Here is a 19,679-nt window from a genome sequence, read left to right as displayed (position 1 = left end):
GAAACTCTCATATGAAAGTGATTCTTTGTGAAAAACCAGATCAAGCGGTATCCGTGGCAGCGGCTTTGAAAGAAGTTTCTCTATCAAACGGAGAAATCCTAGAAACGAAGCACTTGTCGAATCCAAAATACGATCGTTTCATTAAAGAAGCGAGAAGACAAGGCTACTTACAAGGAAAGAACCATATCGTGACCTATGCGTTTGGTCACTTGTTCACGTTAAAAGAACCGCATGAAGTCGACCCGAACTTAAAGAACTGGAAAGCCGATACATTGCCGTTCTTTTTTGACACCATTCCACTCAAAATGTCGGGTGGCACGATGTATAAACTACAGAAATCCCAATTTGATACCATCAAGAAACTCTTTAACGACCCGACGACCAAAGAACTCATCTGCTCCACTGATGCCGGGCGTGAAGGAGAGCATATCTTCCGTACCATTTACAAGATGGCGAAATGCAAAAAGCCGTTTACCCGCATGTGGTTAAAAGACATGACGGAAAAAGGAATTCTGGATGCGTACACGTCACGTAAAGACGGGAAACTCTATGATGGACTTGCCGATGCCGCCGTGTGTCGCGCCGAAAGTGATTACATTGTGGGGATGAACTTAACCCGTGCGATGACGTTAAAGTTTGGTGGGTTCAAGAATGTTCTTTCTATTGGAAGGGTTCAAACACCTACTTTAGCCATCCTTGTCAAACGAGAACAAGAGATTCAGAACTTTGTGCCGGAAGACTACTGGAACTTAAAAGCCGTATTTGCTCACCCGAACGGGGACTACGAAGGGCAGTGGGCAAAAGGCAAAGAAGATCGATTCTCAAAAGAAAGTGACGCCAAAGCGATCCTTGCAAAAGTAAAGGGCAAGCCTGGGGTCATCACGGAATGCATCGTGAAAGAAGAAAAGGAAAACCCGCCTCTTCTGTTCAACTTAACAGAGTTACAGGGAGCGGCTGGTAAAGCCTTTGGATATAATCCGAACAAAACGCTTGAACTTGCTCAGAAGTTGTACGATGGACACAAACTCATTACGTACCCTCGTTCGAGTTCTCGCTATCTAGCAAGTGGCACAGGTGCGACGACGAAAGCAAGACTGGAAGCCATTTCGGGTGAGTTTTCTTCCATTGCCGATAAAGCCATTCAAAATAAGTGGGGAATTGCAAAATACATGGTCAATGACAGCAAAACCAGTGACCACGAAGCGATCATCCCGACTCAAAAGAAACCGAATCTATCGAAACTTTCTCAAGAAGAGAAGAATGTGTACACTTTAATCGTGAAGCGATTCGTGGCAGCCTTCTATCCGCCGTGTGTGTGGGATTCTACGAAACTCACGACCACCGTAGAAGGAGAAGCCTTCAAGTCTTCCGGAAAAGCCTTGAAACAAGCAGGCTGGAGGGAAGTAGAAGGGATTCCAAATAGCAACGTGCTTCCGCTTGTCAAAGAAAAAGATGCGGTTCAAACGAAAGAAGCGAAAGTGGAGAAGAAGAAAACCACTCCACCAAGTCGTATTCAAGAACATGAGATGCCAAAAATCATGGCCAATGCGGGTCAATTCGTCGAAGAAGATGAGTTGAAAGCGACCTTAAAAGGCATGGGAATCGGCACCGAAGCGACACGTGCTTCGATCATTGAAGAACTCATCAAGCGTGGGTATGTCAAGCGAGACAAAAAAGCCTTGGTTCCGACGCAAGAAAAAGGAATGAGTTTGCTAGAAGTCTTGCCGGTTGAAACTCTCGCAAGCCCTGAGATGACCGCTCGCTGGGAACAAAAACTAGCCGATGTGGAGCAAGGAAAACTTACTCGGGCTCAGTTCATGAGTGAACTCAAAACGGAAGTAGAAGGCATGGTCGCAAGTGTTTTTGGGTCCAATGCTCAAAAACTTTCTGCACCTGTCATACCGAAGAAAGGTGTATCCACTACAGGCGCCATTGCGAAATGCTCGTGTGGGGGCGATATTGTCGAGAACCAAAAGGCTTACGGTTGCAACAACTACAAAAACGGCTGTAAGAACACCATTTGGAAAAACAGTTTAGAAAAACTCGGCAAGAAGAAAATCACTGCTACAGAAGCCAAAACGCTCTTTACAAAAGGTAAAACATCAAGGAAAGTCAAACTGAAATCACCGAAAACAGGAAAAGAGTTTGAAGCCTTCCTTGAATACAAAAACAACAAAGTCGAACTGGTCTTTTAAGGCAATGACGATGTCAAAACCTCCAAAAGAAAAGATTCAGTGGAAGGCATTGCTGGTAGCTATTCTCCTTTGTGTGTTTCTGTTCTATCTTTTGATTGAAGGCATCAATGTGTATATTGTCGCTGTTGGAAAATAAGAGAAGGATTTTTCCTTCTCTATTATCCCGAACGTTCTTATTAATGTTCGGATTGATTCCGAATTCTTTATAGAATTCAAATTATAGAGGCAAACGTGGCCAAACCCTACAATGAGACGATGGGCCGTACAGATTTGCCTCTCCTTATCAAAATTTTTATGGAATCGGTTCAAAAAATCTTTTTTCCCTATTCTTTTTTCCTTTAAAGAAAAAAGATTGCAGGGAAGATTCTTTTTTCCTGGAAGGAAAAAAGATAAAAAGACTCAGAATCGGTTCTATTTGTATAAGGAGGAATACCATTGGCAGATATTTTGTGCAAATGCCCGAAATGCGGGGGCAACATCTTTGAAAACGAAAAAAACTTCGGGTGTGGAAATTGGAAAGCAGAAGACGGCGGGTGTACCGTCACGATCTGGAAGAACCAGTTTGAAAAACTCGGCAAAAAAGCCATCTCGAAAGTGGAAGCGAAACAGCTCTTCACAAATGGCAAAACCTCGAAGAAAGTGACGCTTCACTCTACCAAGACCGACAAAGATTTTGACGCCTTTTTGGTGTTGGATGAAGAGTACAAGTTACAACTGGCGTTTGATTGATGTTCTGGGATTGGAGAGGGGGAACCCTCTTATCTGAATGCCTAAACGGGGTTCAGAAATTGTGAAAGGAGGAATGAAACGATGAACGTACTTGCTGCAACCTCATTCATCCCCAAAGAAGTCTTGTTTTTGGTTGTCGCCCTTCTCATGTTTCGCTCCTTTCAGTACGTCTTAATCGGAATTGCTGCGACAGGTGTAGGTGGGGTGGTTACGTCGATTGCGAACTCGTTCTTAGATGCTTCGTTTACGCCAGTGTTCTTTGTCCTCGGCTTTTTAGTAGGGACAGCGATTTCCTTTTACACGTCTGAAGAACAACCGCCTGTATTCATGATCTTTCTGGTGGTAGGCGTATTGATGGTCGCGGTACATGTATCAGAATTTCAAGCGATGATGCCAAGTTTTTCGTTCCCAGATTTGCCAATTTAACCGTTCTACAGGACGCTTTTTGGACAACAATCCAGTATAATAGAGATAGAAATATACCATTTAGAAAAAGGAGGTTGACTTGGTTGCAAACTCTCGACCGAACGGAGAGCGTTTTAACCTACGAACGGATCCTACGAGGAGAGATTCAGCACTTCTCCCCACTGTTTTTTACAAAACCCGTTCGCAAACGACGAATCCAAGAACTCATGCACTACTTGGTGGAGCATATTCTTCACCTGACTCCAGAAGAAGCCTATGAAACCCTCACCATAAACATCCTCGAACAGCACCAATTACAGATTCTTCTAAAATACGTAGAAGATTTTCCTGAAAAAAACGAAGAACGTAGCATTCAGTGGCTCGTTCGACTAGCGTATCCTCACCTTCCTGAAGAATCGTTAGAATCTCGCGTGAAAAGTGTCTATCAAGAAGTGTTAGATGGCACTCGTAAACGGTTTCCTCCGAATTACTTCCATGGAAATATCGGGGAGCTGAGAGCACATATTTGTGTACAGCATCTCGTGGAACACATTCTTCAACTCACCCCTCAAAAAGCCGCCAAAACGCTTACTCCTGACATCCTCGCTCAATACAAACTTCGCATTCTCTTAAACCTCTTCTTCGATTCTCTGTTTGATCTTCTGACGAAAACCTATCCGGAACTTTCCTACAAGGATTTCTCCTCTTGAAGAAGTCCCAGAAAAAACGCACGATTAATGTTAATTCCTGTAAGGAATTAAGAATCGTCTCATTAAACGAGTGGAGACAACAAAAGGATCAGGAAGAGGAAGAAAGAGTCGAGGTCATTGAGTTTGAGTTTGCCGAAGAAGTCATCATGTATGAAACCCTTCAAATGATTCGCCTCCAACAAGAAATGATGGAGGAACTCGTAACGCTTGTGCTAGAATCTCGGGCGGAAGATGAGAATGTGAGAAGTCTTGCGAAACGGTTCCAAGACATGAGTAGGGAAATCAAAGGGAATGTGGATGAACTCTCTCTCTTAATCGAAGAGGGGTGTGAGTAATGAAGGCAGGGAAATTCCTCATCTGCGGAGGGTTAGATCAAACAGGTAAAACTACCCAAACCAACCATCTTACAAAGTGGCTAGAAAAACAAGGAAAGAGCGTGATTCACACGTTTGAGCCAGGAGGAACCCCCCTTGGGTGTGAGTTACGTTCTCTTCTCATGAAAGAATCCTACTCACCGAAAACTCAATGGCTGCTTTACCTCGCTGCACGAGAAGAGCATTTAGAAAAAGTCATTCGACCAGCCATCCAAAGCGGAACATGGGTGGTATGCGACCGGTTCTTTGAAACGACGTTTTTGTTTCAAGGATTACAAGGAATTTCAGAAGAACTGCTTTGGTTTTTCCACCATGGACTTAAACATCACACGCCCGCACCAGCTCTTGAACTTCTCTTTACAGGAAGAGTGGGAAAGAGAAGAGAAGACGAAAAAACCCATTACGATCGGTTCTCAGACGAACACCGAGACGCCATGACCAATCAAGTGAAACGGTATGCACAGGAAGCCGAAAAAGCGGTTCTCCTAGAAGTATCAGGCAAAACCGAACATGAAGTGTTTGAAGAAATTCTCGAATACGTGACTCCTCTCCTTTAAGAAAGGAGTGCGTTATATTCTTTTGACCTACCCAATCTTTTTTTTCGTAGAGGAAAAAAAGACTCTACTATCCTCTACAAAAGAATGATCCCTGCAATCTTAATTCCTGATTCTTATTTTCCCACGGGAAAAAAGATGGTAAGGAATTGAGAATCAAAGGAGGAAGAAAGATGAGTGAGAACAAAAAAGAAAAGGATGTGGAGGAAAAAGTTAAAGAGGCGGTAAAAGAGGCGATTCAACAAGGGGAAAAGGGCATTGACCCTTTCTTAGACAACGGGTTCTACCTCTATACCTCTAAATGGAAATGGCTCCTTGCGGCTCTCTTGGTATGGAAACCCATCGTAGGAGTATTTTCAATTCTATTTGGGATTGCGGTTTGGTACTATGACCGGGCGACGACAGGGGAGGTTCGATACCGAAGAGTAATGGGCTGGACCTTTCTTTGGTTAGTCATGGCATTTGTCATTCGTCTTGCTCTGGTTCTGCTGTTTGTCTTGGCGGCTGGGATTTTCCCAGACACGTTTCATCTTCTTTAGGAGTCTCGATAGACTCCTTTATGGCGATTTTCGCCTATTTTCCTAAAGGAGGATGGAATATGAGTCGTTTTGATTTCTATGCGCTCACGCATAAAGGAGATAAACAAGACTATAACGAAGATGCGATTGAAGCCTTTGAATTACACGACACCTTGTTTTTAATGGTGGCCGATGGACAAGGAAGTCACTTAGGAGGGCTCGCTGCCTCAACCCTAGCTATCTATGAAATGAAAACCTTCTTAGAGGCTCGTTTTCAACCTCATATGCCCCTTGAACCGTTGCTTCGAGAAGCCTTTTACGTGGCTCATCGAGTCATTGAAGGAGCCAGAAAAGGAGGGGGAGGTCGTTACCAGGGATTGTGTACGTCGTTAACGATGGTAGCACTCACCGCAGGGAAACGAATAACGTTTGCTCATGTGGGGAACACCAAACTATTCCTCATGCGAGAAGGACAACTCATTGGCATGACTGAAGATCAAACGGTCGCCCAACAGCTCTTTAAAGACCGAAAAATCAACAAAGATGAAATCAAACATCATCCAGAACGTTTTACCGTGACCAATGCTGTAGGCGTGTTTTCCGCTGTCACTCCGGATATTCGCTCGGGGTCTGTTCAACAAGAGGATTTACTGGTACTTGTATCAGATGGAATTACAGAACACCTCAATGAGAATGAAATGGCTCGACTCATTGCTCAAGGTGGAAACTGCAAAACGGCTTCTGAGCACTTGATCAACGGAGCGAATGAACGTGGAGGATACGACAATCTATCAGCCGTGTTGTCCTATGTGAACTTCTAGTCTTTTTCTGAGAATGCTAGATTTCCTAGGTTTCTGGGGATATTCAGACAAGTGTGACAACTTTGTGAACAAGAGAAGGACTTTACCCTTTAAAGGGTTGAACTACTTGATAAACAATGAATATCGGTATAAAATAAGAGTATAAGAGTTGTTCATCCCCCTAAAGAACAACTTTTCTCCTCTGAATCTATGAATCTCGCAACCCCCTGTGAGAGTAGGATTCAAAACCGAACTAAAGTGGTGATCACTTGAGTCATCTAACTTCCTCAAGGCTTTTCCCCACCTCCCCTTGTGAGGGACGAGCCACCAAGACCCAAAACGGATGTGTCTTGGTTTATGCCCCCCCGACTGTACGCCAAGAAGTCGGGGTTTTTATTGTTTTACCCTAATTAAGAATCAAAAGGAGGAACATGACATGACCCCTATAGAGAGAATGATTGAAGGAATGAGAAACGACATATGTGAACAAAACGTTGCAAACGGAGAAGAAGCCATGGTACTCATCCGTGAATACGAGAAGTTACGAGCAACCGTACAGAATTTTGTAGATAAAAACTTTCACGGAGGCTCAAAAGCGGACCGGGAAGATTACTCGACTAGGGTTTCGTGCAAAGACATCTGGGACCTACGAGAAGCAATCAATCTTAATTCTAGTAAAGAATTAAGAATCCGAGACAAATAAAGGAGGGGGTTTCTATGCTACACTTCGAAAAAATCAAACAGGATCACACGAAAAAATCCAATCAGGTGAAAAGGTTACGTAAGAAGTTAAAAAAGAAATCTCAATCGTCGTTGCCTCTATCGGTACTAGAGGATGTACTAAAAAGAGAAGAGCGTACCCCGATTGACCACCGAGAGTATTTCTACTCAGGGGATGATGGGGCGTATACAAGAGATGCAGCAAGGAAAGAAGCCCGTATTCAACTGTTGAAAGAACTCATCAACGAGGTGAAGCGAAAGTAATGATGGAATGAAGAGAGGAGGGATTGGAATGAGAGGCGTCAAAATGACGAAAAAACGTCATACGGGACATTTCGGGGAGACCCTTTACAACCTAAAACAACAAGAGGAGTTGCTGGCCGTCGTGGGCTACTGGAATGGCTATCTCTATGTCACCCTTCATGCAGCGACCGCTAAGAAAATAGAGAAGATGTTTCCATCGATTCCGAAAATCTATCAACCTCTATAACATTCCTGTGGAACCGTAAACCATTACCCAAGTATGTCATATCCAAGGATAAAAAATCATCCGCCTAAAGCAAATGTAGTAAGAAGGGAGGGTACCATATCCTACACCCTCATACAAGACAGAATCCATAAAAAAGCACCCGTTTCTCCAAGAATTTTGGAAAGACCGGTGCTTTTTGTTTGCTTTCATCCGAATCCCTTTAGTCATCAGAGGAATTTAAGAAAGAATGCAGTTGATCAATCGCATTTCGCTTTTGTTCATTGTTTACGTGGGTATAAATCTGCGTCGTGGCAGGAGATTCATGTCCCATGAGTTCTTGAGCGGTACGTAGGTCTGCGCCACTTCGCATAAGGTTCGTTCCAAAGGTATGACGAAGTTTGTGACACGATAATCCCAGACCTTCTAAGTGCTCCAATCCTTCCATCGCAGGGAGTTTCTCAAAAATGCCCTCTGCGATTTGTTGTATCCGCCTTCTGGTAATACGGGTTCCGTTTCGAGACACAAATAAAGCATACGGGTCACTTGGTTTTGGCGGGATCCGTTGGTCGATCACGAGCTGTAGAAACGACATGAGAGAAGGGGAGATGGGAATAAACCGTTGTTTATTGCCTTTTCCCGTGACATGAATTCCACTGTTTTCCCGGTCAAGATGGGTCGTGTTCATCTTTTGTACCTCTGACACCCGCAGCCCTGCTTCCACCATCAACCGAAACATTCCTTTGTCTCGAATTTCAAAGGGGCTATTCGGCACGGATTCTAAAAAGGCGAGCCATGCCTTACGGTCCAAATACGTCGGCAGTTTCTCTTTCACCGTCTTCGCAGCATCCACTTCTTTGGCTGGGTTTCCTGTATAGACGTTCAAATCATTCAACGCGCGGTAAAAGGCTCGAATGGCCATCAGTTTTCGATTTCTCGTGGAGGCTGTGTTTTGATGCTTTTCTCGTTCTTCAGTTAGAAACTCCATGACCTCTAGTTTGGTGGCTTCCCCAAAAGACATCTCCTTTAAAAAGACAAGAAAACGACGAACATTGTAGAGATATTCTTGTTGGGTTCCAGATGATAACTCTCGATTTTTCATCCAGGTTGAGAACACGTTCAAGGCTTTTTCTGGAGTCAAAGAAGACACTCCTTTCTTTATACAAGTCTATTCATCTTCATTCTACGATTCAGAATTAGTATCTTAATCTTACTAGAATTCACCAAGTATTCCAAACAAAAAAACACCCTCAAAGGGGTGCGGCACTCCAAAAAGAGGGATGTTTGATCGTTTAAAATCGATGGTTAACAAGCAAATCCCTTTTCTTTTAATGTTTGAATAAAGTCTAGTCGACTTTGCTCCGGATGAGCTAGGTAGACGTCATAGCAAGACTGATACGATTGTTGAGCCTGTTCTATGTTCTTCATGTCTTCATAGATTTCTGCATACATGAGGTGACACGTCATTTGGTTGCGAAAATCGTCAATTTCTTCGTAGACCATTAAGGCTTTTTGCGTCAAAAAAAGGGCTTTTCCATAATCCTTTCTCCCAAGCCATACGTGAGCATTCGCTAAGTGAATACTTCCCTCGTAACTTTTGTAATTCTTCATATCCTGGGCACCTCGTCGGATACACTTCTCGTAGTATTCTTGTGCTCCTTCATCTTCTCCCATACGCTGAAGAGAAGCACCGATGCCATACAAGATTTTTTTATACGAATCACTTGTTTTGTTTTCAAAATGAAGGTAGGAATAACCTTTGCGATAATGAAACAAGGCTTCTTCGCAATTCCGGTAAGATTCGGTATGTGGCTCGACTTCCATGTGAATCGGTTCTAATACGACCGATTGAGCGTAATAAATATCACCCAACACACGATGAATCTCTCCCTTTAGTTTATTAGAGAGATATATATGCATCTCATCTAAAATCTGAAAGCACAGGAAGAGTGCCTTATCCAATTGATAGGTTTGAAGAAGGTATTTTGCCTTCCACATGAGTACCCACGGGAGCTGGTGTGGATCATCTATACAACATTTTTCCTCTTCTGCTTGTTGGATGAGTGTACCCATTTTTTCGTACTCATAACGATTGTAATAACTCTCTACCTCTTCTAGGAATCCTTCAAATTTTTTCGGGTAATAGACGGTTGTATCTTCATGAAGTGTCAGGAAGAAGGAGGGAGTGGTTCCAAGTGCGTGAGACACCTTTACCAGCACTGTCATGGTTGGTGTGAGTATATTTTTCTCCATTTGTGAGATGGTCGATTGAGTGACCCCAACCGCTCGTGCAAGATCGGCTTGCGTCATTTTCTTTTCTTTTCGTTTTTCTTTCACCATTAGGCCAATCTGTTGCTGAAAGTTTGGCATAAAAGGACCTCCTGTCACAACAAAAGAGAGTGTTTCCACTCTCCATCGCCGTGTGTTACTCTTGATTGTTTTTCTGGATGGCTGCTGAGTGATGTCTCCTACCTGAAATTCGAGAACTTACTCTACGATTTCAGAGTTGGTGGATGAGAAGGTTGGCCATGGTGGGGGAGATGCTTCTGCCTCATTCGGGGCAAAGGTACCGAACCCGATACATGCTGCCAAGACTCCTACCGATAGAATGGAAAAGATGCTACGTTTTTTCATGTGTCATTCACTCCTGTTCTTTTTAAAAAGAGAGGTGTCTGAGTATACAGATACAACTCTTCATAAACAGGAGACATCTATCTGAATTCTATGTATTCAGAACTTCAGCAATAACAGAACGTATATGTAGAATATCAAAACAAATCATGAATATCAAGACATTTTTCGACATGTTCACAGATTTTTCATAAACCAACTACCCTTGTTCTACCTAAGAGATTTGATGATTTCGATGTGTTCTTTGTGAATCGTTACGCTTTGTACATCTTCTTTTTTAAGTTCTTGATGCTCGTTATAAGGGCTTACATGTAGAGAATGGATGCTCCACGCTCGTTCTAGCTCCACAAATACAGAGTAGGTTTTCACAATATGACCGTTTTCTTCTGTAAACAAGGCTTCTCGAACCACCCCAGCGTGATGGATAACCTCTTCGTTTACCACCTCTTGAAGAATAGAAGGGAGCTGCTCGAATGATACTCGGGTTTTAATCATAGACATGTGCAAATTCCTCCAATCCGAAATCGAAGATTTCAGGATCATATCTACCATAATATGGTTGTTACTCTATCATACTATGAGATTCCTTTGTTCGTCTACTAGAGGAATGGAAAACTTTCGTTCCTCTAAACTACTAGGCAGTCTACTAGGCATTCCTGTTTTGGATCACATCATCATTGGAACCCAAACGAAGTTTGTGAGTTTGAAGGAGAAAGGATACATCTAAAGTTTCACGCCTTTCAACTACCAATCTTATTTTCAGCAGGAAAATAAGAACCAACCAAGGTAGTGGAGGTTATACAGCCCATTTTCTCTCTATGAATCTGTCAACTTCACAAAATTGTTATTTTGTGAAATTCAAACCCGACTAAACATTCCGTTGTTCATAAATAATACTCGTATACATCGCAATTTTGTGGTACAATGGAGAAGTGCCATTAGAAATCACTTGATTCTCCTATTCTCACTATCTCAGTTTCTTGGGTATACCCGTATTTTTGAGACAGAAAAGAAATTCTTCAACATCATCTGTGCGTTTTTTCTCTATGTATTTTCCTTTCGCTCCATCCTCTTACTTCTGTCACTGAATCACTTCCATCGTCTTTTCCTTCCAACTGGTCTAAACCTGACTTTAACATGCTATAAAACCCTATTACACCCCTTGTACTTGGTTATGACATATCTAAGCGATGTGTCCATTTTTGTAGGAGGTGTTTGAATGAAAAAAGGATTCACTTGGTTGCTAGCGAGTTTGATTCTCTTGCTCGCATTTGGAAGTGCGGCATCCGCTTCTCAACTTCCCGGCTCCCCGATGGGAAAATCCATCTCGAAATCGAAATTCCAATCCATTCCCTATCTAATGGAAACGGAGGAAGCCTTGCCAGATGAAATCAAACAAGGTTTGCTACCAAAGGCAGAGAAACGTGGCATTTTCTCTCAAACCGTTGGAGATAAGACGTACATCTTGGCTTCATTAGGGGAGCAAACGTCTGGTGGTCACAGTATCGCCATCGAACGAATCTATTCGGTTTCCCCTGCCGTGATCATGGCGCAAGCCAAACATACGAGCCCGAAAAAGGATGACATGGTGATGCAAGTTCTTACGACACCCTATGTGGTCGTGAGCATTCCAGCCACAAGCCTAGCGGTGAAAGGAACCATTGTTCCTTCTCATGGAATCCATATCCCGAAACCAACCATTCCCAAACCCCAACCCGTTAAACCCATCAAGAAACCTGGTTTTCAAAAGCCTACACCCGTGATTACTCCATACTAAAAAAGGACCTCCAAAAGAGGTCCTTTTTTCTTGCTTTTATCAGGCTCTTCTTCTCCTAAACCGCTAAGATTTTCTTGAATTTCCCTAGAAATTCAGAGTGTTAGAGGTTCATAGACTTGGATATGACATACTCGGTTAATCTTTTTGAGCTACGACAGGAAGGTCCGTTTCATTTAGTACAGCATAGGAACGAATTTCTTTCCAGTAGTACGTCACGGCTTTTAGCCAATGCACATTAAGGCCGGTTGGGTCATTCGAAGCCCCCACCGGACAGTACCATTTTTGAATGGTTTCCGGTGTGTTTTTCCCATTCGGCAAGTACAATCGATCCAGTAGAGCTCCAAGTTCCTCAATGGATTCATCCACGCTTTTAAACTTACGAAGACCTCCCTCGTAGTACATGATTCCTCCGACATTGTTCAGACGATGGATGGCATCACTGGTTCCGTTGGCACTTTCATGCATCATGATGGCGGCTAAAAAGGCTGGGTCTATTTTGTATTTTTGACCTACTTCAATGGTTTTAAGCCCTTTCCCTTTTAGTTTCCCGTCAAACAACTGTTCAAGGTCTTCTGCGGTAATGACCGACATGTTTTGAACATTGTACGCCTTATGAACATCGGTTTTCGTGTCACCAGTCAGTGACAACTTGTATTTCATGAGAGACTCATAGGCATTGACTCTGGAGCTCGGTAGGAAAATGGGAGTCTGTGACGGTGTTAAGTTCTTCCATTCAAATCCGATTTCAGGAAGAAACTCGATTTCGAGAGGGTTAGACGTCGAGGTCATATCTGAGGCAAGAACGTTCGAAGTAGTAACAAAAGCAAACGACAACGCTAGAGCGCTGAAGGCAAGGGATTTCCACGATTTCTTCATCCCAACACTCCTTTAAATGGTTTTGAAGCCGGAAGGACCGGCTTGTACCCATTTTACCACATTACAACACGATATGCCCTATTTATACCGTTCTTCATTGAAAATGTAATGAAAATGAAATATTTCGCCCTATTGTGCTTCCTTTACGTCTTTTACGTCTGTTGGTTCAGCTGCCCCTAGCCATTGATGGATACCTAGTGAATCCATCGCCAACATCGTATCAATCCTTTGTAACGTATTCTTTAACACTTTTAATGGAGAATCATACACCAATTCATGGATGCTATCTGTAAACGATTCCAAATTGGAACAATCACTCACCCATTCTTCCATCTGACGAGGAGATTTGAAATGCCCTTGTTTCAACTCCACATGCAGTTCTTCGAGTTTGGCTAACTTGTAATCTGCTACACATAAGGCTAACAATAACCCTTTGAAATATTCAATTCTCCATGGGGAAGGAATGGTGTGACTCATTTTTTCTTGTAAGGTTTCGTGAAGATGTCTCCATTCGTTCTTCATGGATAGAAACGCTTGATAACTATCCACAAGGTAGTATTTTTCGCCCTTTACCTCTTCGCCAAAAAAGTTAATTTCCTTCTCAAACGCATAATATCCTTTTTGATCTTTCCAGATTAGACCTTGCTTGACCATACGCTCGAACACGACATTGTTGGAACAAAAGTTCTGAGCATTCAACTGGGTCAACTCCTTTCAACTTGGGTGTGTAGATTTCTGTTTCCCTCATGCTCTTTTTCTTTTGCAAATCTCCATCGCATCTAGCCCAAAGGAAATAGGACAAAGTAGCCATACAAGAAAGACCACCATCACCCCGTTCCCGACTAGCACGTACAAAATTTGTACAAACGCTGTACAAACCCTTTATATCTATCTGTATATTCCATATTAAACCATACCTAAACTTTTTTGGAAAATAGGAGAAAAGGCGGGAATAGACAAAAAACGCCATAAAACCGACATATTTCTAAATGAATAGAGGAATATTCTTCGATTATAATAAAAATATTAGTAATACTTATATTTTGGGATGAAGGTGTCAATAGGATGAATGACTTAGGAGAAATGATACGGAAGTATCGAAAAGAAATGAATCTGACACAAGGGAAAATGGCTCATCTACTCGGGGTTACACAATCCATGATCAGTCAAATTGAGAAAGGAAAAACCGTTCCTGCTCTTTCTTTGTATCTGGATATTTTAAAACAGCTACAAACCTTAAACGGAGAACAGCACAGAAACATCCCGGCAGAACCTCCATCAGAAGAAGATCCTTGCTGCTTTGAAGTAGAAGATGCTCTGTATGAACTAGAAATGCTATTAAAGCAGAATGCGTTACAGTTGACGCTGCAACAAGTGAAGAAACACCGAGAAGACCCACTCTTTCAAAACCCCGTTCACCAATTGCAACTATCTATCTACGAAGCACGTGTTTTGCGAAATCAACATCAGTTTGTGAATGCCTTATCCATTTGTCGAAGTATTTTGTCATCTCCAAAGAAGGTGGGTACTCGACTTGATTTAGGGCAAGTGTACTATATTCAAGGTGATTGCTTGCTTGAACAAGGATTTGAGATTAAACGATCTGTCTCTCTTTTTGATCACAACACCATGATTCATCGCCCTTCTGAAGCCTCTCGAGCGTTATTTCGAGAATCCTTAAAATCCTACCAAGAAGCCTTTCAACTCGTCAAGTACTATCATACGTATCACCCAATTTTACAGGCGATTTGTCTAGGTCTCAGCATGTGTTACTACGAGCTAGGAAATCATTCTGCCGCCAAATCTTATCAAAAGAAATGTGCAGAGCTCTTGCACCGAAATGAGACTGTACATGCCCAAGCCAAAGGATTTTACTATTTATTACGCTCTCAAGATGAGCACATCCAGAAACGACCGAACCGAAGAAAAATCATCGAAGAACTAGAAAAAGGAAGAGAATGTTTTTCAAAAGGGAATGTCGTGTGGTATTCCATCATGAGTGAAATGGAAATCGCACTCGCGTATCATGCTCTTGGAGAAAAGGAGAAAGCGACAGAGCATGCGTGGAATTGTCATCACCTTGGCGAGGAATACCCTCATCTGGTTCCGCCTTCTTATCAGAAATACTTTGAAAACCTGGGATTGCCCAAAATCAATACCCCCGTCGTTTAAGACGAGGGTATTCTCTGTTAGGCTCTCTTTTTCGCAAAAGCCACGTTTAACACACTTAGCGTCACTTGTTGGTCCGTTTCTTTCACGGTTTGTACCACGGCATGAAGACGGCTTCTACGAACGTTCCATTTAAAGTTTTTGGCATGGCCATGCTTTAATACATGGTCATAGACTTTATCAAGCAAGAGTTCGTAAAGATTGGTGGTGAAGCGGTTGTAGCACTTTGGGTATTCGCTGCAGGCATAGAACGTTCCCCATTCGCCTTTTTGAATGGTTAGCGGGGACCCACAGTTGCCACACACCAAGTTTAAGTAATCCCACGATTTCTTAGCCACGTGTCATCTCTCCTTCTTGAGTCCATTGAAATCCATCTAAAAAGAAGAGCGTACACACGCCTTGCTCTGAGAAAAACGACATCCCAATGCCTTCACTCAATATGGTGGCTTCCCCTGAAAGAACCGGAAGAATATGAAAACTCATCATTTGCTGACGTTGTTTCGCTAAGATGCCTGTCACATGCAAGAACAAATCCTTACACACCGTTTTTAAGCCGACTTTGTGATGATGATAGGAAAGAATAGAGGATTGTAGTTGCGGATCGGCTTCAAAACCAATCGTACCGTAAAAAGGGGCTTGAGCAGAAAGGGCAAGAGGGTTAGCAGGGTAAGGTTGCAAAGAGGCAAGAAACAGAGGAATTTCAGGGTGAGTCGTGAGGTCTGCAAATTCCGTCACGTTGATTTTCTGGAATTTAATCCCGGTGTGAGCCTCCATGATGGGAAGAAAGTGCTGCACATCAGATTGAATCAGAGAATGCATGGTATCCCTTCTTTCTACTCCGAAATTCCAAAGGAAATTCGGATTATGGTTTGTAAGTTTAGTATACTATGAATGAATATCGGAATTCTAGGAAAATAGAAAGATACCCCTTCCATTTTTGAAAGGGGTCTTGACTTTACCATATTTCACGTATGGTTTGCGAAAGGCTCTGGTCAAATACATCTCCCATGAGCAGATTCTCAAACCAGCACTCGAGCGTTGAGTGTTCGTCTATCCAGTCTTCTAATTGTCGTGGGGAGCGGAAGAAGAACGGCTCTGCCTCTTCCCATAGAATGAGGTAGAGGCGTAGGGTATGTTCCAGTTTTAGAATCTTTGAAAATGGAACGAACGAAGAACCTTTTATCCATTCACGCTTGACCTCCATGAGTTCCTGAGCGGTTTCCTCGTATCCCTTTTTCACGTATTGGATGCTCTCTTCGATCCAGAACCACTCTCCTTCTTCTACTTCCCCGAACATCGACATCCCTTCCTCCCGCTTTTGGTAGCCCTTTTTCCCCTTTCGTAGCAACCCTTGACGAGCCAATCGGCAGAGGTCCACCTCACTTCCATTGCGGAGCGGTGGCAGCGGAGGAATCTCCGAAAAAATAGGGTGAATGGATTCGTTGTTAGGTTGAATGGCTTGAATTTGACTCATGTTTTTTCTCCTCTCTTCGTACAAATGGTTGGGTTCCATCACCAGTCGTTCTGGATTATCGAGTTATGACCACTTGAGCGGGGGTTGTCCTCATTTTTCGCAAAAACAAGAACACTTGTTCCTATTTTAACCCATCTATTCATAAAAATCTATGAACAAATTGGGAATAAAGGAATAAAAAAACCCCACGAATTCAAGATGGCCATAAAGTTAACACTCCGCAATATGAATAAAAGTGGGTGATGGGTAGACGTATCCTGTCCTCCGACAGGCTTGGTCTTGCACTTTTCGTCATTATTCTTGCGAACTGTCCTCTATGAACATCTTCAACTCATGAGGTCCTTCCTCGTATGTTAGTTGAACTGTTCTAAAGTAATCTTCATCTTTCGTTCTGCATCTCTCTCCCAAACTCCTATGGAGGTTGAGGGTGCAGTTTTTAGTTTCTAGGTATACCTTTATTCTATCATTCTCCCTTTCTTCTGTTCAAGAAATAGAAGGGAAAAATTAGGAAAGATGTGACAGATACTTGAACGTTTTGTTTTATTCCTTTATTCATTAATAATTCCTTTTATGTTATACTGGAGAGGTATTGGATGTTCATTTTTCACGATATTGAAGGAGGAGTTACATTTGACTAAGACGATGTTAACGGTGAATGGTATTCAAGAAGGAATCTTAAACAACATAGAGAACGTGCTAGCCGATAGCTGGAGCAATGAAGACGTTTCAGCAGTTTGGAATGAAGGCAATGAGGTGTCTCCAGAAACCTTTACTCCCTTTTTTGACTCTCTGAAGATCCTGAACATTCTTCCCAAGGAGGTATCTGTTCGTGTGGTCGGCACATTTGTTGAAGATGTGTTTGTAGCAGAAGAGGTTGTCTTAAAAGAAAACGGATCTACGAATCCTCTCCTAACTCTGCCTGTAGAAACCCTCTTTTCTCAAAACGAAGATGGGGACTACAAAGGATTGAAAAAGGAAGGGTTTGCTCCATTGGTTGAAAAAATCGTTCCTTTTACCGATTCGTTTGATGAATTAGTGGAAAACGTCTTGGATGAGATGAACCTCTATCTCCTCACGAACTATGAGGCAGGATTTGATGATTCAAACTCTACCGTAGACGTATCTGATGTACCAAGCCTCTTCATGGATTTACAAGCAGAAGGCATCTTACCAAACCATGGCTATACGCTTCAGTATACCGTGGAAGATAACGAAGGCTCGTATGAGGATATGGCTACTCGGTTCATCGTGTTCAACTACCGCACCCCGCTTCTCGTCATTCCGTTTGATTCCGTCATGGATGAAAACGATGACTCCTATTCTGGCATCAAGCGTGAAGGCATGAAGGAAATCGTCAAAGTCGCCCTCATCTGAACTTGATTGTAACTCTCTCCCCTTAAGCCTTTAGGGCTTTCGGGTTATCACCTTTCACGGATTTGTCATTATTTCCCTAGTTTACCTATTCAATTCCATACTATAATAGGACTCAAACTCATTCTATTTGCCTATGATAAGGAGAATATGTATGTCCACCGTCCTATCCGCTCCTGAATCTTTAAAACAAATCATTGAACAAAAAAGACGTTCTTTAATCCAGTTGGGGCTTGTACTTGGTCTTACCCACCCCCTCACGGTTCAAACAAGTGAAGAACTGGATCAATTGATATTAAAATCGTTTGAGGTTAAGAATTACTTTCTTGAATAGAAATGATTTTGCTGGACAACCTATCACATGGGAAGTTCAGGCACTTTGCATTCGGAAATCCCCCAATGATCTCTTTTGGGGGAATTTTTTTGCTTTACGCGCATAAAGCACGAGAATCAGGGAACACCAAAAGTATATTCGGTTTTTCTATGAAAAGGAGTGAGCTATTTTGAAAGAAGCAGCGATTCAAGGGAAACCACCCGTCTACCCATTCCCGACTCACTCTAAACATTGGTGTGATTTTGTACCTGAGCCCTCTATGTCTCAGCGACGATTGTTTCAAGCGATTCGCCGGATCGTGATGTACGAATACAAAGGAAAAGGTATGATTGGACCGGTACTGGAATGCCCGGATGAGCGTTTCTACATTGATATTGCCTTGTGGTGTGGAGGACTTAAGTTTGCAATAGAAGTCGATGGTCCTCACCATGACAACCCTATTCAACAAGAGTGGGATGAAAGGCGGAACCGCTACTTACAATCGAATGGGTGGCATGTCTTCCGGATTCCTGTACAGTTCTTAAATTGGGGAAGCGAACAAGTGGCGAGAAGCATTCTGAAGGTCATCATGGACCAAGTAACGTCACATCCACAGAAACAAGAAAAAACGCCTTCCTAAAAGGCGTTTTTCTAATGCGTGGGAGCGGATGCCTCCAACTTCTGAAACCGATATTTGACGGAGGCTTCCACTAGGTCTTTATTTCCTCCGTGTTTCCATGCTTTTAACGCGTCAATCGCTTTACTGGCTTGAGTCTGTGTCAATTCTTCATACGAAGCAAAGATGCCAACTTCATCCGTGATTTTTTCTTTCAAGAACAGAGGCGGAACCCCCATCCGCTCAAATTCGTCAATGAGTTTTAAGAGCCACTTGCGCTGAGGCTCGGTCATCCATTTCTTTGGCTCTGGTTCTTGCGTTTCGCGTTCTGGTTCAACTCCTACCACTGGAGCAGTTCCAGTCGGAAGATGTAAGTCAAAAAAGAGATGTACGGCTTCTTGGTAGGCTTCTGGCAGCGTCGCCCCCATTCCGCCTTGGATCACCTCCCACCGATCCCCTGACTTGATTTCGGTTAAGATCACTTCCAGATACACCAAAAACCCTTCTTTTTTCCACTGAATCTCTTTTGTATGAAAAATAATTGAGATACCTGCTTCTTGAAGCCGCTCTCTGGGAGAAAGAGTTGTAAGCGTGAGTGCCTTGCTCCAGGCTTTGGCGAGGGTGGATTGAATTTGCATAGGTGTTCTTCCCTTCACGTTTTACTCTCATTTTCTCCCTGTGGTTATTTTTTTATTCACTTATTCTTGATTTATTCCTAATTTCCTTGAAAACCCTCTTCAATCTTCGATACGATAAAGATGTATTCGACTTTTCCACGATAAATAAGGAGGCTATGCCCATGAAATCAACACCTGTCACAAAAGAGTTTGGATCTTCTGCTCACCAACAACCCCGTAAAAAGCGAAAATCCGCTCCACCCCCTAAATATACTTCTCCTAAACAAAAACGAATCTATCACCATCCTGAAAGTCATTTAGGGCAATTCATGGATTGCTATGCGTAAAGGAGATTTCTTCTCCT

Annotated in this window: 27 protein-coding genes and 1 pseudogene; 18 read left to right on the top strand and 10 right to left on the bottom strand. The window is 42.7% G+C overall.

Annotated elements, in window-relative coordinates:
* Positions 1–11: 11 nt before the first annotated feature.
* The 11 genes from ACFYKX_RS11765 to ACFYKX_RS11715 all read left to right on the top strand — a co-directional run bounded on the left by ACFYKX_RS11765 (position 12) and on the right by ACFYKX_RS11715 (position 7,495).
* Positions 12–2,195, top strand: a complete 2,184-nt coding sequence (locus ACFYKX_RS11765; protein ID WP_389360610.1) for a type IA DNA topoisomerase — start codon at positions 12–14, stop codon at positions 2,193–2,195.
* A gap of 435 nt (positions 2,196–2,630) precedes the next feature.
* Positions 2,631–2,924 (top strand): topoisomerase C-terminal repeat-containing protein, encoded by a 294-nt coding sequence (locus ACFYKX_RS11760; protein WP_389360608.1) that lies wholly within the window; start codon positions 2,631–2,633, stop codon positions 2,922–2,924.
* An 81-nt stretch (positions 2,925–3,005) separates the two neighbouring features.
* Positions 3,006–3,350, top strand: a complete 345-nt coding sequence (locus ACFYKX_RS11755) for a hypothetical protein (RefSeq protein ID WP_389360606.1) — start codon at positions 3,006–3,008, stop codon at positions 3,348–3,350.
* A gap of 83 nt (positions 3,351–3,433) precedes the next feature.
* On the top strand, positions 3,434–4,039 hold the full coding sequence (locus ACFYKX_RS11750) for a DUF4046 domain-containing protein (RefSeq protein WP_389360604.1): 606 nt from the start codon (positions 3,434–3,436) through the stop codon (positions 4,037–4,039).
* Positions 4,036–4,374, top strand: a complete 339-nt coding sequence (locus ACFYKX_RS11745) for a hypothetical protein (RefSeq protein ID WP_389360602.1) — start codon at positions 4,036–4,038, stop codon at positions 4,372–4,374. Before ACFYKX_RS11750 ends, ACFYKX_RS11745 begins: the two co-directional genes overlap by 4 nt.
* Positions 4,374–4,970, top strand: coding sequence for a dTMP kinase (gene tmk / locus ACFYKX_RS11740; protein ID WP_389360600.1), 597 nt, complete (start codon positions 4,374–4,376; stop codon positions 4,968–4,970). Before ACFYKX_RS11745 ends, tmk begins: the two co-directional genes overlap by 1 nt.
* 170 nt (positions 4,971–5,140) lie before the next feature.
* Positions 5,141–5,506, top strand: a complete 366-nt coding sequence (locus ACFYKX_RS11735; RefSeq protein ID WP_389360598.1) for a hypothetical protein — start codon at positions 5,141–5,143, stop codon at positions 5,504–5,506.
* Between the two features lie 59 nt (positions 5,507–5,565).
* Positions 5,566–6,306, top strand: a complete 741-nt coding sequence (locus tag ACFYKX_RS11730) for a PP2C family protein-serine/threonine phosphatase (RefSeq protein ID WP_389360596.1) — start codon at positions 5,566–5,568, stop codon at positions 6,304–6,306.
* Positions 6,307–6,721: 415 nt separating this feature from the next.
* The gene (locus ACFYKX_RS11725; RefSeq protein ID WP_389360594.1) at positions 6,722–6,988 is read left to right on the top strand and encodes a hypothetical protein; all 267 of its coding nucleotides are present in this window, start codon (positions 6,722–6,724) and stop codon (positions 6,986–6,988) included.
* 14 nt (positions 6,989–7,002) lie between these two features.
* Positions 7,003–7,269: a hypothetical protein gene (locus ACFYKX_RS11720; RefSeq protein WP_389360592.1), complete on the top strand. Its 267-nt coding sequence runs from the start codon at positions 7,003–7,005 to the stop codon at positions 7,267–7,269.
* 28 nt (positions 7,270–7,297) lie between these two features.
* The gene (locus ACFYKX_RS11715; protein WP_389360590.1) at positions 7,298–7,495 is read left to right on the top strand and encodes a hypothetical protein; all 198 of its coding nucleotides are present in this window, start codon (positions 7,298–7,300) and stop codon (positions 7,493–7,495) included.
* Between the two features lie 199 nt (positions 7,496–7,694).
* Here ACFYKX_RS11715 and ACFYKX_RS11710 read toward each other — a convergent pair whose 3' ends face one another.
* The 4 genes from ACFYKX_RS11710 to ACFYKX_RS11695 form a co-directional block, all read right to left on the bottom strand.
* Positions 7,695–8,588: a tyrosine-type recombinase/integrase gene (locus ACFYKX_RS11710; RefSeq protein WP_389360588.1), complete on the bottom strand. Its 894-nt coding sequence runs from the start codon at positions 8,586–8,588 to the stop codon at positions 7,695–7,697.
* A gap of 188 nt (positions 8,589–8,776) precedes the next feature.
* Entirely contained in the window at positions 8,777–9,841 is a 1,065-nt protein-coding gene (locus tag ACFYKX_RS11705) for a helix-turn-helix domain-containing protein (RefSeq protein ID WP_389360586.1), read from the bottom strand.
* A gap of 117 nt (positions 9,842–9,958) precedes the next feature.
* Positions 9,959–10,105: a hypothetical protein gene (locus ACFYKX_RS11700; protein WP_389360584.1), complete on the bottom strand. Its 147-nt coding sequence runs from the start codon at positions 10,103–10,105 to the stop codon at positions 9,959–9,961.
* Positions 10,106–10,312: 207 nt separating this feature from the next.
* Positions 10,313–10,603 carry a hypothetical protein gene (locus ACFYKX_RS11695; RefSeq protein ID WP_389360582.1) on the bottom strand — a complete coding sequence of 97 codons (291 nt, stop codon included), beginning with the start codon at positions 10,601–10,603 and terminating at the stop codon, positions 10,313–10,315.
* A 136-nt stretch (positions 10,604–10,739) separates the two neighbouring features.
* Between ACFYKX_RS11695 and ACFYKX_RS11690 the strand changes: the two are divergent.
* Together ACFYKX_RS11690 and ACFYKX_RS11685 are read left to right on the top strand one after the other, a co-directional pair.
* Positions 10,740–10,829: pseudogene (locus ACFYKX_RS11690) on the top strand (JAB domain-containing protein); the annotation flags it as partial.
* A 513-nt stretch (positions 10,830–11,342) separates the two neighbouring features.
* On the top strand, positions 11,343–11,879 hold the full coding sequence (locus ACFYKX_RS11685; RefSeq protein ID WP_389360580.1) for a protease complex subunit PrcB family protein: 537 nt from the start codon (positions 11,343–11,345) through the stop codon (positions 11,877–11,879).
* 135 nt (positions 11,880–12,014) lie between these two features.
* Here ACFYKX_RS11685 and ACFYKX_RS11680 read toward each other — a convergent pair whose 3' ends face one another.
* The gene (locus ACFYKX_RS11680; protein ID WP_389360578.1) at positions 12,015–12,755 is read right to left on the bottom strand and encodes a glucosaminidase domain-containing protein; all 741 of its coding nucleotides are present in this window, start codon (positions 12,753–12,755) and stop codon (positions 12,015–12,017) included.
* 129 nt (positions 12,756–12,884) lie between these two features.
* A complete protein-coding gene (locus tag ACFYKX_RS11675) occupies positions 12,885–13,454 on the bottom strand; it encodes a hypothetical protein (protein WP_389360576.1) in 570 nt (189 codons plus the stop codon).
* Positions 13,455–13,820: 366 nt separating this feature from the next.
* Between ACFYKX_RS11675 and ACFYKX_RS11670 the strand changes: the two genes are divergently transcribed.
* On the top strand, positions 13,821–14,927 hold the full coding sequence (locus tag ACFYKX_RS11670) for a helix-turn-helix domain-containing protein (RefSeq protein WP_389360574.1): 1,107 nt from the start codon (positions 13,821–13,823) through the stop codon (positions 14,925–14,927).
* Between the two features lie 17 nt (positions 14,928–14,944).
* Here the strand turns inward: ACFYKX_RS11670 and ACFYKX_RS11665 are convergent, their stop codons facing one another.
* From ACFYKX_RS11665 to ACFYKX_RS11655, 3 genes are all read right to left on the bottom strand, one after another.
* The gene (locus tag ACFYKX_RS11665; protein ID WP_389360572.1) at positions 14,945–15,262 is read right to left on the bottom strand and encodes a topoisomerase DNA-binding C4 zinc finger domain-containing protein; all 318 of its coding nucleotides are present in this window, start codon (positions 15,260–15,262) and stop codon (positions 14,945–14,947) included.
* The gene (locus ACFYKX_RS11660) at positions 15,255–15,743 is read right to left on the bottom strand and encodes a hypothetical protein (protein WP_389360570.1); all 489 of its coding nucleotides are present in this window, start codon (positions 15,741–15,743) and stop codon (positions 15,255–15,257) included. The genes ACFYKX_RS11665 and ACFYKX_RS11660 overlap by 8 nt, the downstream gene beginning before the upstream one ends.
* A 136-nt stretch (positions 15,744–15,879) precedes the next feature.
* On the bottom strand, positions 15,880–16,398 hold the full coding sequence (locus ACFYKX_RS11655) for a hypothetical protein (protein ID WP_389360568.1): 519 nt from the start codon (positions 16,396–16,398) through the stop codon (positions 15,880–15,882).
* A gap of 630 nt (positions 16,399–17,028) precedes the next feature.
* Between ACFYKX_RS11655 and ACFYKX_RS11650 the strand changes: the two genes are divergently transcribed.
* The 3 genes from ACFYKX_RS11650 (at position 17,029) to ACFYKX_RS11640 (ending at position 18,722) form a co-directional block, all read left to right on the top strand.
* Positions 17,029–17,772, top strand: a complete 744-nt coding sequence (locus ACFYKX_RS11650; RefSeq protein WP_389360566.1) for a hypothetical protein — start codon at positions 17,029–17,031, stop codon at positions 17,770–17,772.
* A 151-nt stretch (positions 17,773–17,923) separates the two neighbouring features.
* Positions 17,924–18,103: a Spo0E family sporulation regulatory protein-aspartic acid phosphatase gene (locus ACFYKX_RS11645; RefSeq protein WP_389360565.1), complete on the top strand. Its 180-nt coding sequence runs from the start codon at positions 17,924–17,926 to the stop codon at positions 18,101–18,103.
* A gap of 259 nt (positions 18,104–18,362) precedes the next feature.
* Positions 18,363–18,722, top strand: a complete 360-nt coding sequence (locus tag ACFYKX_RS11640) for an endonuclease domain-containing protein (RefSeq protein ID WP_389360563.1) — start codon at positions 18,363–18,365, stop codon at positions 18,720–18,722.
* An 11-nt stretch (positions 18,723–18,733) separates the two neighbouring features.
* Here ACFYKX_RS11640 and ACFYKX_RS11635 read toward each other — a convergent pair whose 3' ends face one another.
* A complete protein-coding gene (locus ACFYKX_RS11635; protein ID WP_389360561.1) occupies positions 18,734–19,336 on the bottom strand; it encodes a hypothetical protein in 603 nt (200 codons plus the stop codon).
* Positions 19,337–19,497: 161 nt separating this feature from the next.
* Between ACFYKX_RS11635 and ACFYKX_RS11630 the strand changes: the two genes are divergently transcribed.
* Positions 19,498–19,662 carry a hypothetical protein gene (locus ACFYKX_RS11630; protein ID WP_389360559.1) on the top strand — a complete coding sequence of 55 codons (165 nt, stop codon included), beginning with the start codon at positions 19,498–19,500 and terminating at the stop codon, positions 19,660–19,662.
* The last annotated feature ends 17 nt before the right edge of the window (positions 19,663–19,679 follow it).

This window comes from Cytobacillus spartinae, from assembly GCF_042865285.1.
GTDB classification, from domain to species: domain Bacteria; phylum Bacillota; class Bacilli; order Bacillales; family Cytobacillaceae; genus Robertmurraya_A; species Robertmurraya_A spartinae.
This window is presented reverse-complemented; position numbering and strand designations above follow the sequence as displayed.

Excerpts from the sequence above, each read along its gene's own strand:
- ACFYKX_RS11765 (WP_389360610.1), top strand. The coding sequence starts at position 12 with ATGAAAGTGATTCTTTGTGAAAAACCAGATCAAGCGGTATCCGTGGCA.
- ACFYKX_RS11755 (WP_389360606.1), top strand. The coding sequence starts at position 3,006 with ATGAACGTACTTGCTGCAACCTCATTCATCCCCAAAGAAGTCTTGTTT.
- tmk (WP_389360600.1), top strand. The coding sequence starts at position 4,374 with ATGAAGGCAGGGAAATTCCTCATCTGCGGAGGGTTAGATCAAACAGGT.
- ACFYKX_RS11735 (WP_389360598.1), top strand. The coding sequence starts at position 5,141 with ATGAGTGAGAACAAAAAAGAAAAGGATGTGGAGGAAAAAGTTAAAGAG.
- ACFYKX_RS11730 (WP_389360596.1), top strand. The coding sequence starts at position 5,566 with ATGAGTCGTTTTGATTTCTATGCGCTCACGCATAAAGGAGATAAACAA.
- ACFYKX_RS11725 (WP_389360594.1), top strand. The coding sequence starts at position 6,722 with ATGACCCCTATAGAGAGAATGATTGAAGGAATGAGAAACGACATATGT.
- ACFYKX_RS11720 (WP_389360592.1), top strand. The coding sequence starts at position 7,003 with ATGCTACACTTCGAAAAAATCAAACAGGATCACACGAAAAAATCCAAT.
- ACFYKX_RS11715 (WP_389360590.1), top strand. The coding sequence starts at position 7,298 with ATGAGAGGCGTCAAAATGACGAAAAAACGTCATACGGGACATTTCGGG.
- ACFYKX_RS11705 (WP_389360586.1), bottom strand. The coding sequence starts at position 9,841 with ATGCCAAACTTTCAGCAACAGATTGGCCTAATGGTGAAAGAAAAACGA.
- ACFYKX_RS11700 (WP_389360584.1), bottom strand. The coding sequence starts at position 10,105 with ATGAAAAAACGTAGCATCTTTTCCATTCTATCGGTAGGAGTCTTGGCA.
- ACFYKX_RS11695 (WP_389360582.1), bottom strand. The coding sequence starts at position 10,603 with ATGTCTATGATTAAAACCCGAGTATCATTCGAGCAGCTCCCTTCTATT.
- ACFYKX_RS11680 (WP_389360578.1), bottom strand. The coding sequence starts at position 12,755 with ATGAAGAAATCGTGGAAATCCCTTGCCTTCAGCGCTCTAGCGTTGTCG.
- ACFYKX_RS11670 (WP_389360574.1), top strand. The coding sequence starts at position 13,821 with ATGAATGACTTAGGAGAAATGATACGGAAGTATCGAAAAGAAATGAAT.
- ACFYKX_RS11660 (WP_389360570.1), bottom strand. The coding sequence starts at position 15,743 with ATGCATTCTCTGATTCAATCTGATGTGCAGCACTTTCTTCCCATCATG.
- ACFYKX_RS11655 (WP_389360568.1), bottom strand. The coding sequence starts at position 16,398 with ATGAGTCAAATTCAAGCCATTCAACCTAACAACGAATCCATTCACCCT.
- ACFYKX_RS11645 (WP_389360565.1), top strand. The coding sequence starts at position 17,924 with ATGTCCACCGTCCTATCCGCTCCTGAATCTTTAAAACAAATCATTGAA.
- ACFYKX_RS11640 (WP_389360563.1), top strand. The coding sequence starts at position 18,363 with ATGTCTCAGCGACGATTGTTTCAAGCGATTCGCCGGATCGTGATGTAC.
- ACFYKX_RS11635 (WP_389360561.1), bottom strand. The coding sequence starts at position 19,336 with ATGCAAATTCAATCCACCCTCGCCAAAGCCTGGAGCAAGGCACTCACG.
- ACFYKX_RS11630 (WP_389360559.1), top strand. The coding sequence starts at position 19,498 with ATGAAATCAACACCTGTCACAAAAGAGTTTGGATCTTCTGCTCACCAA.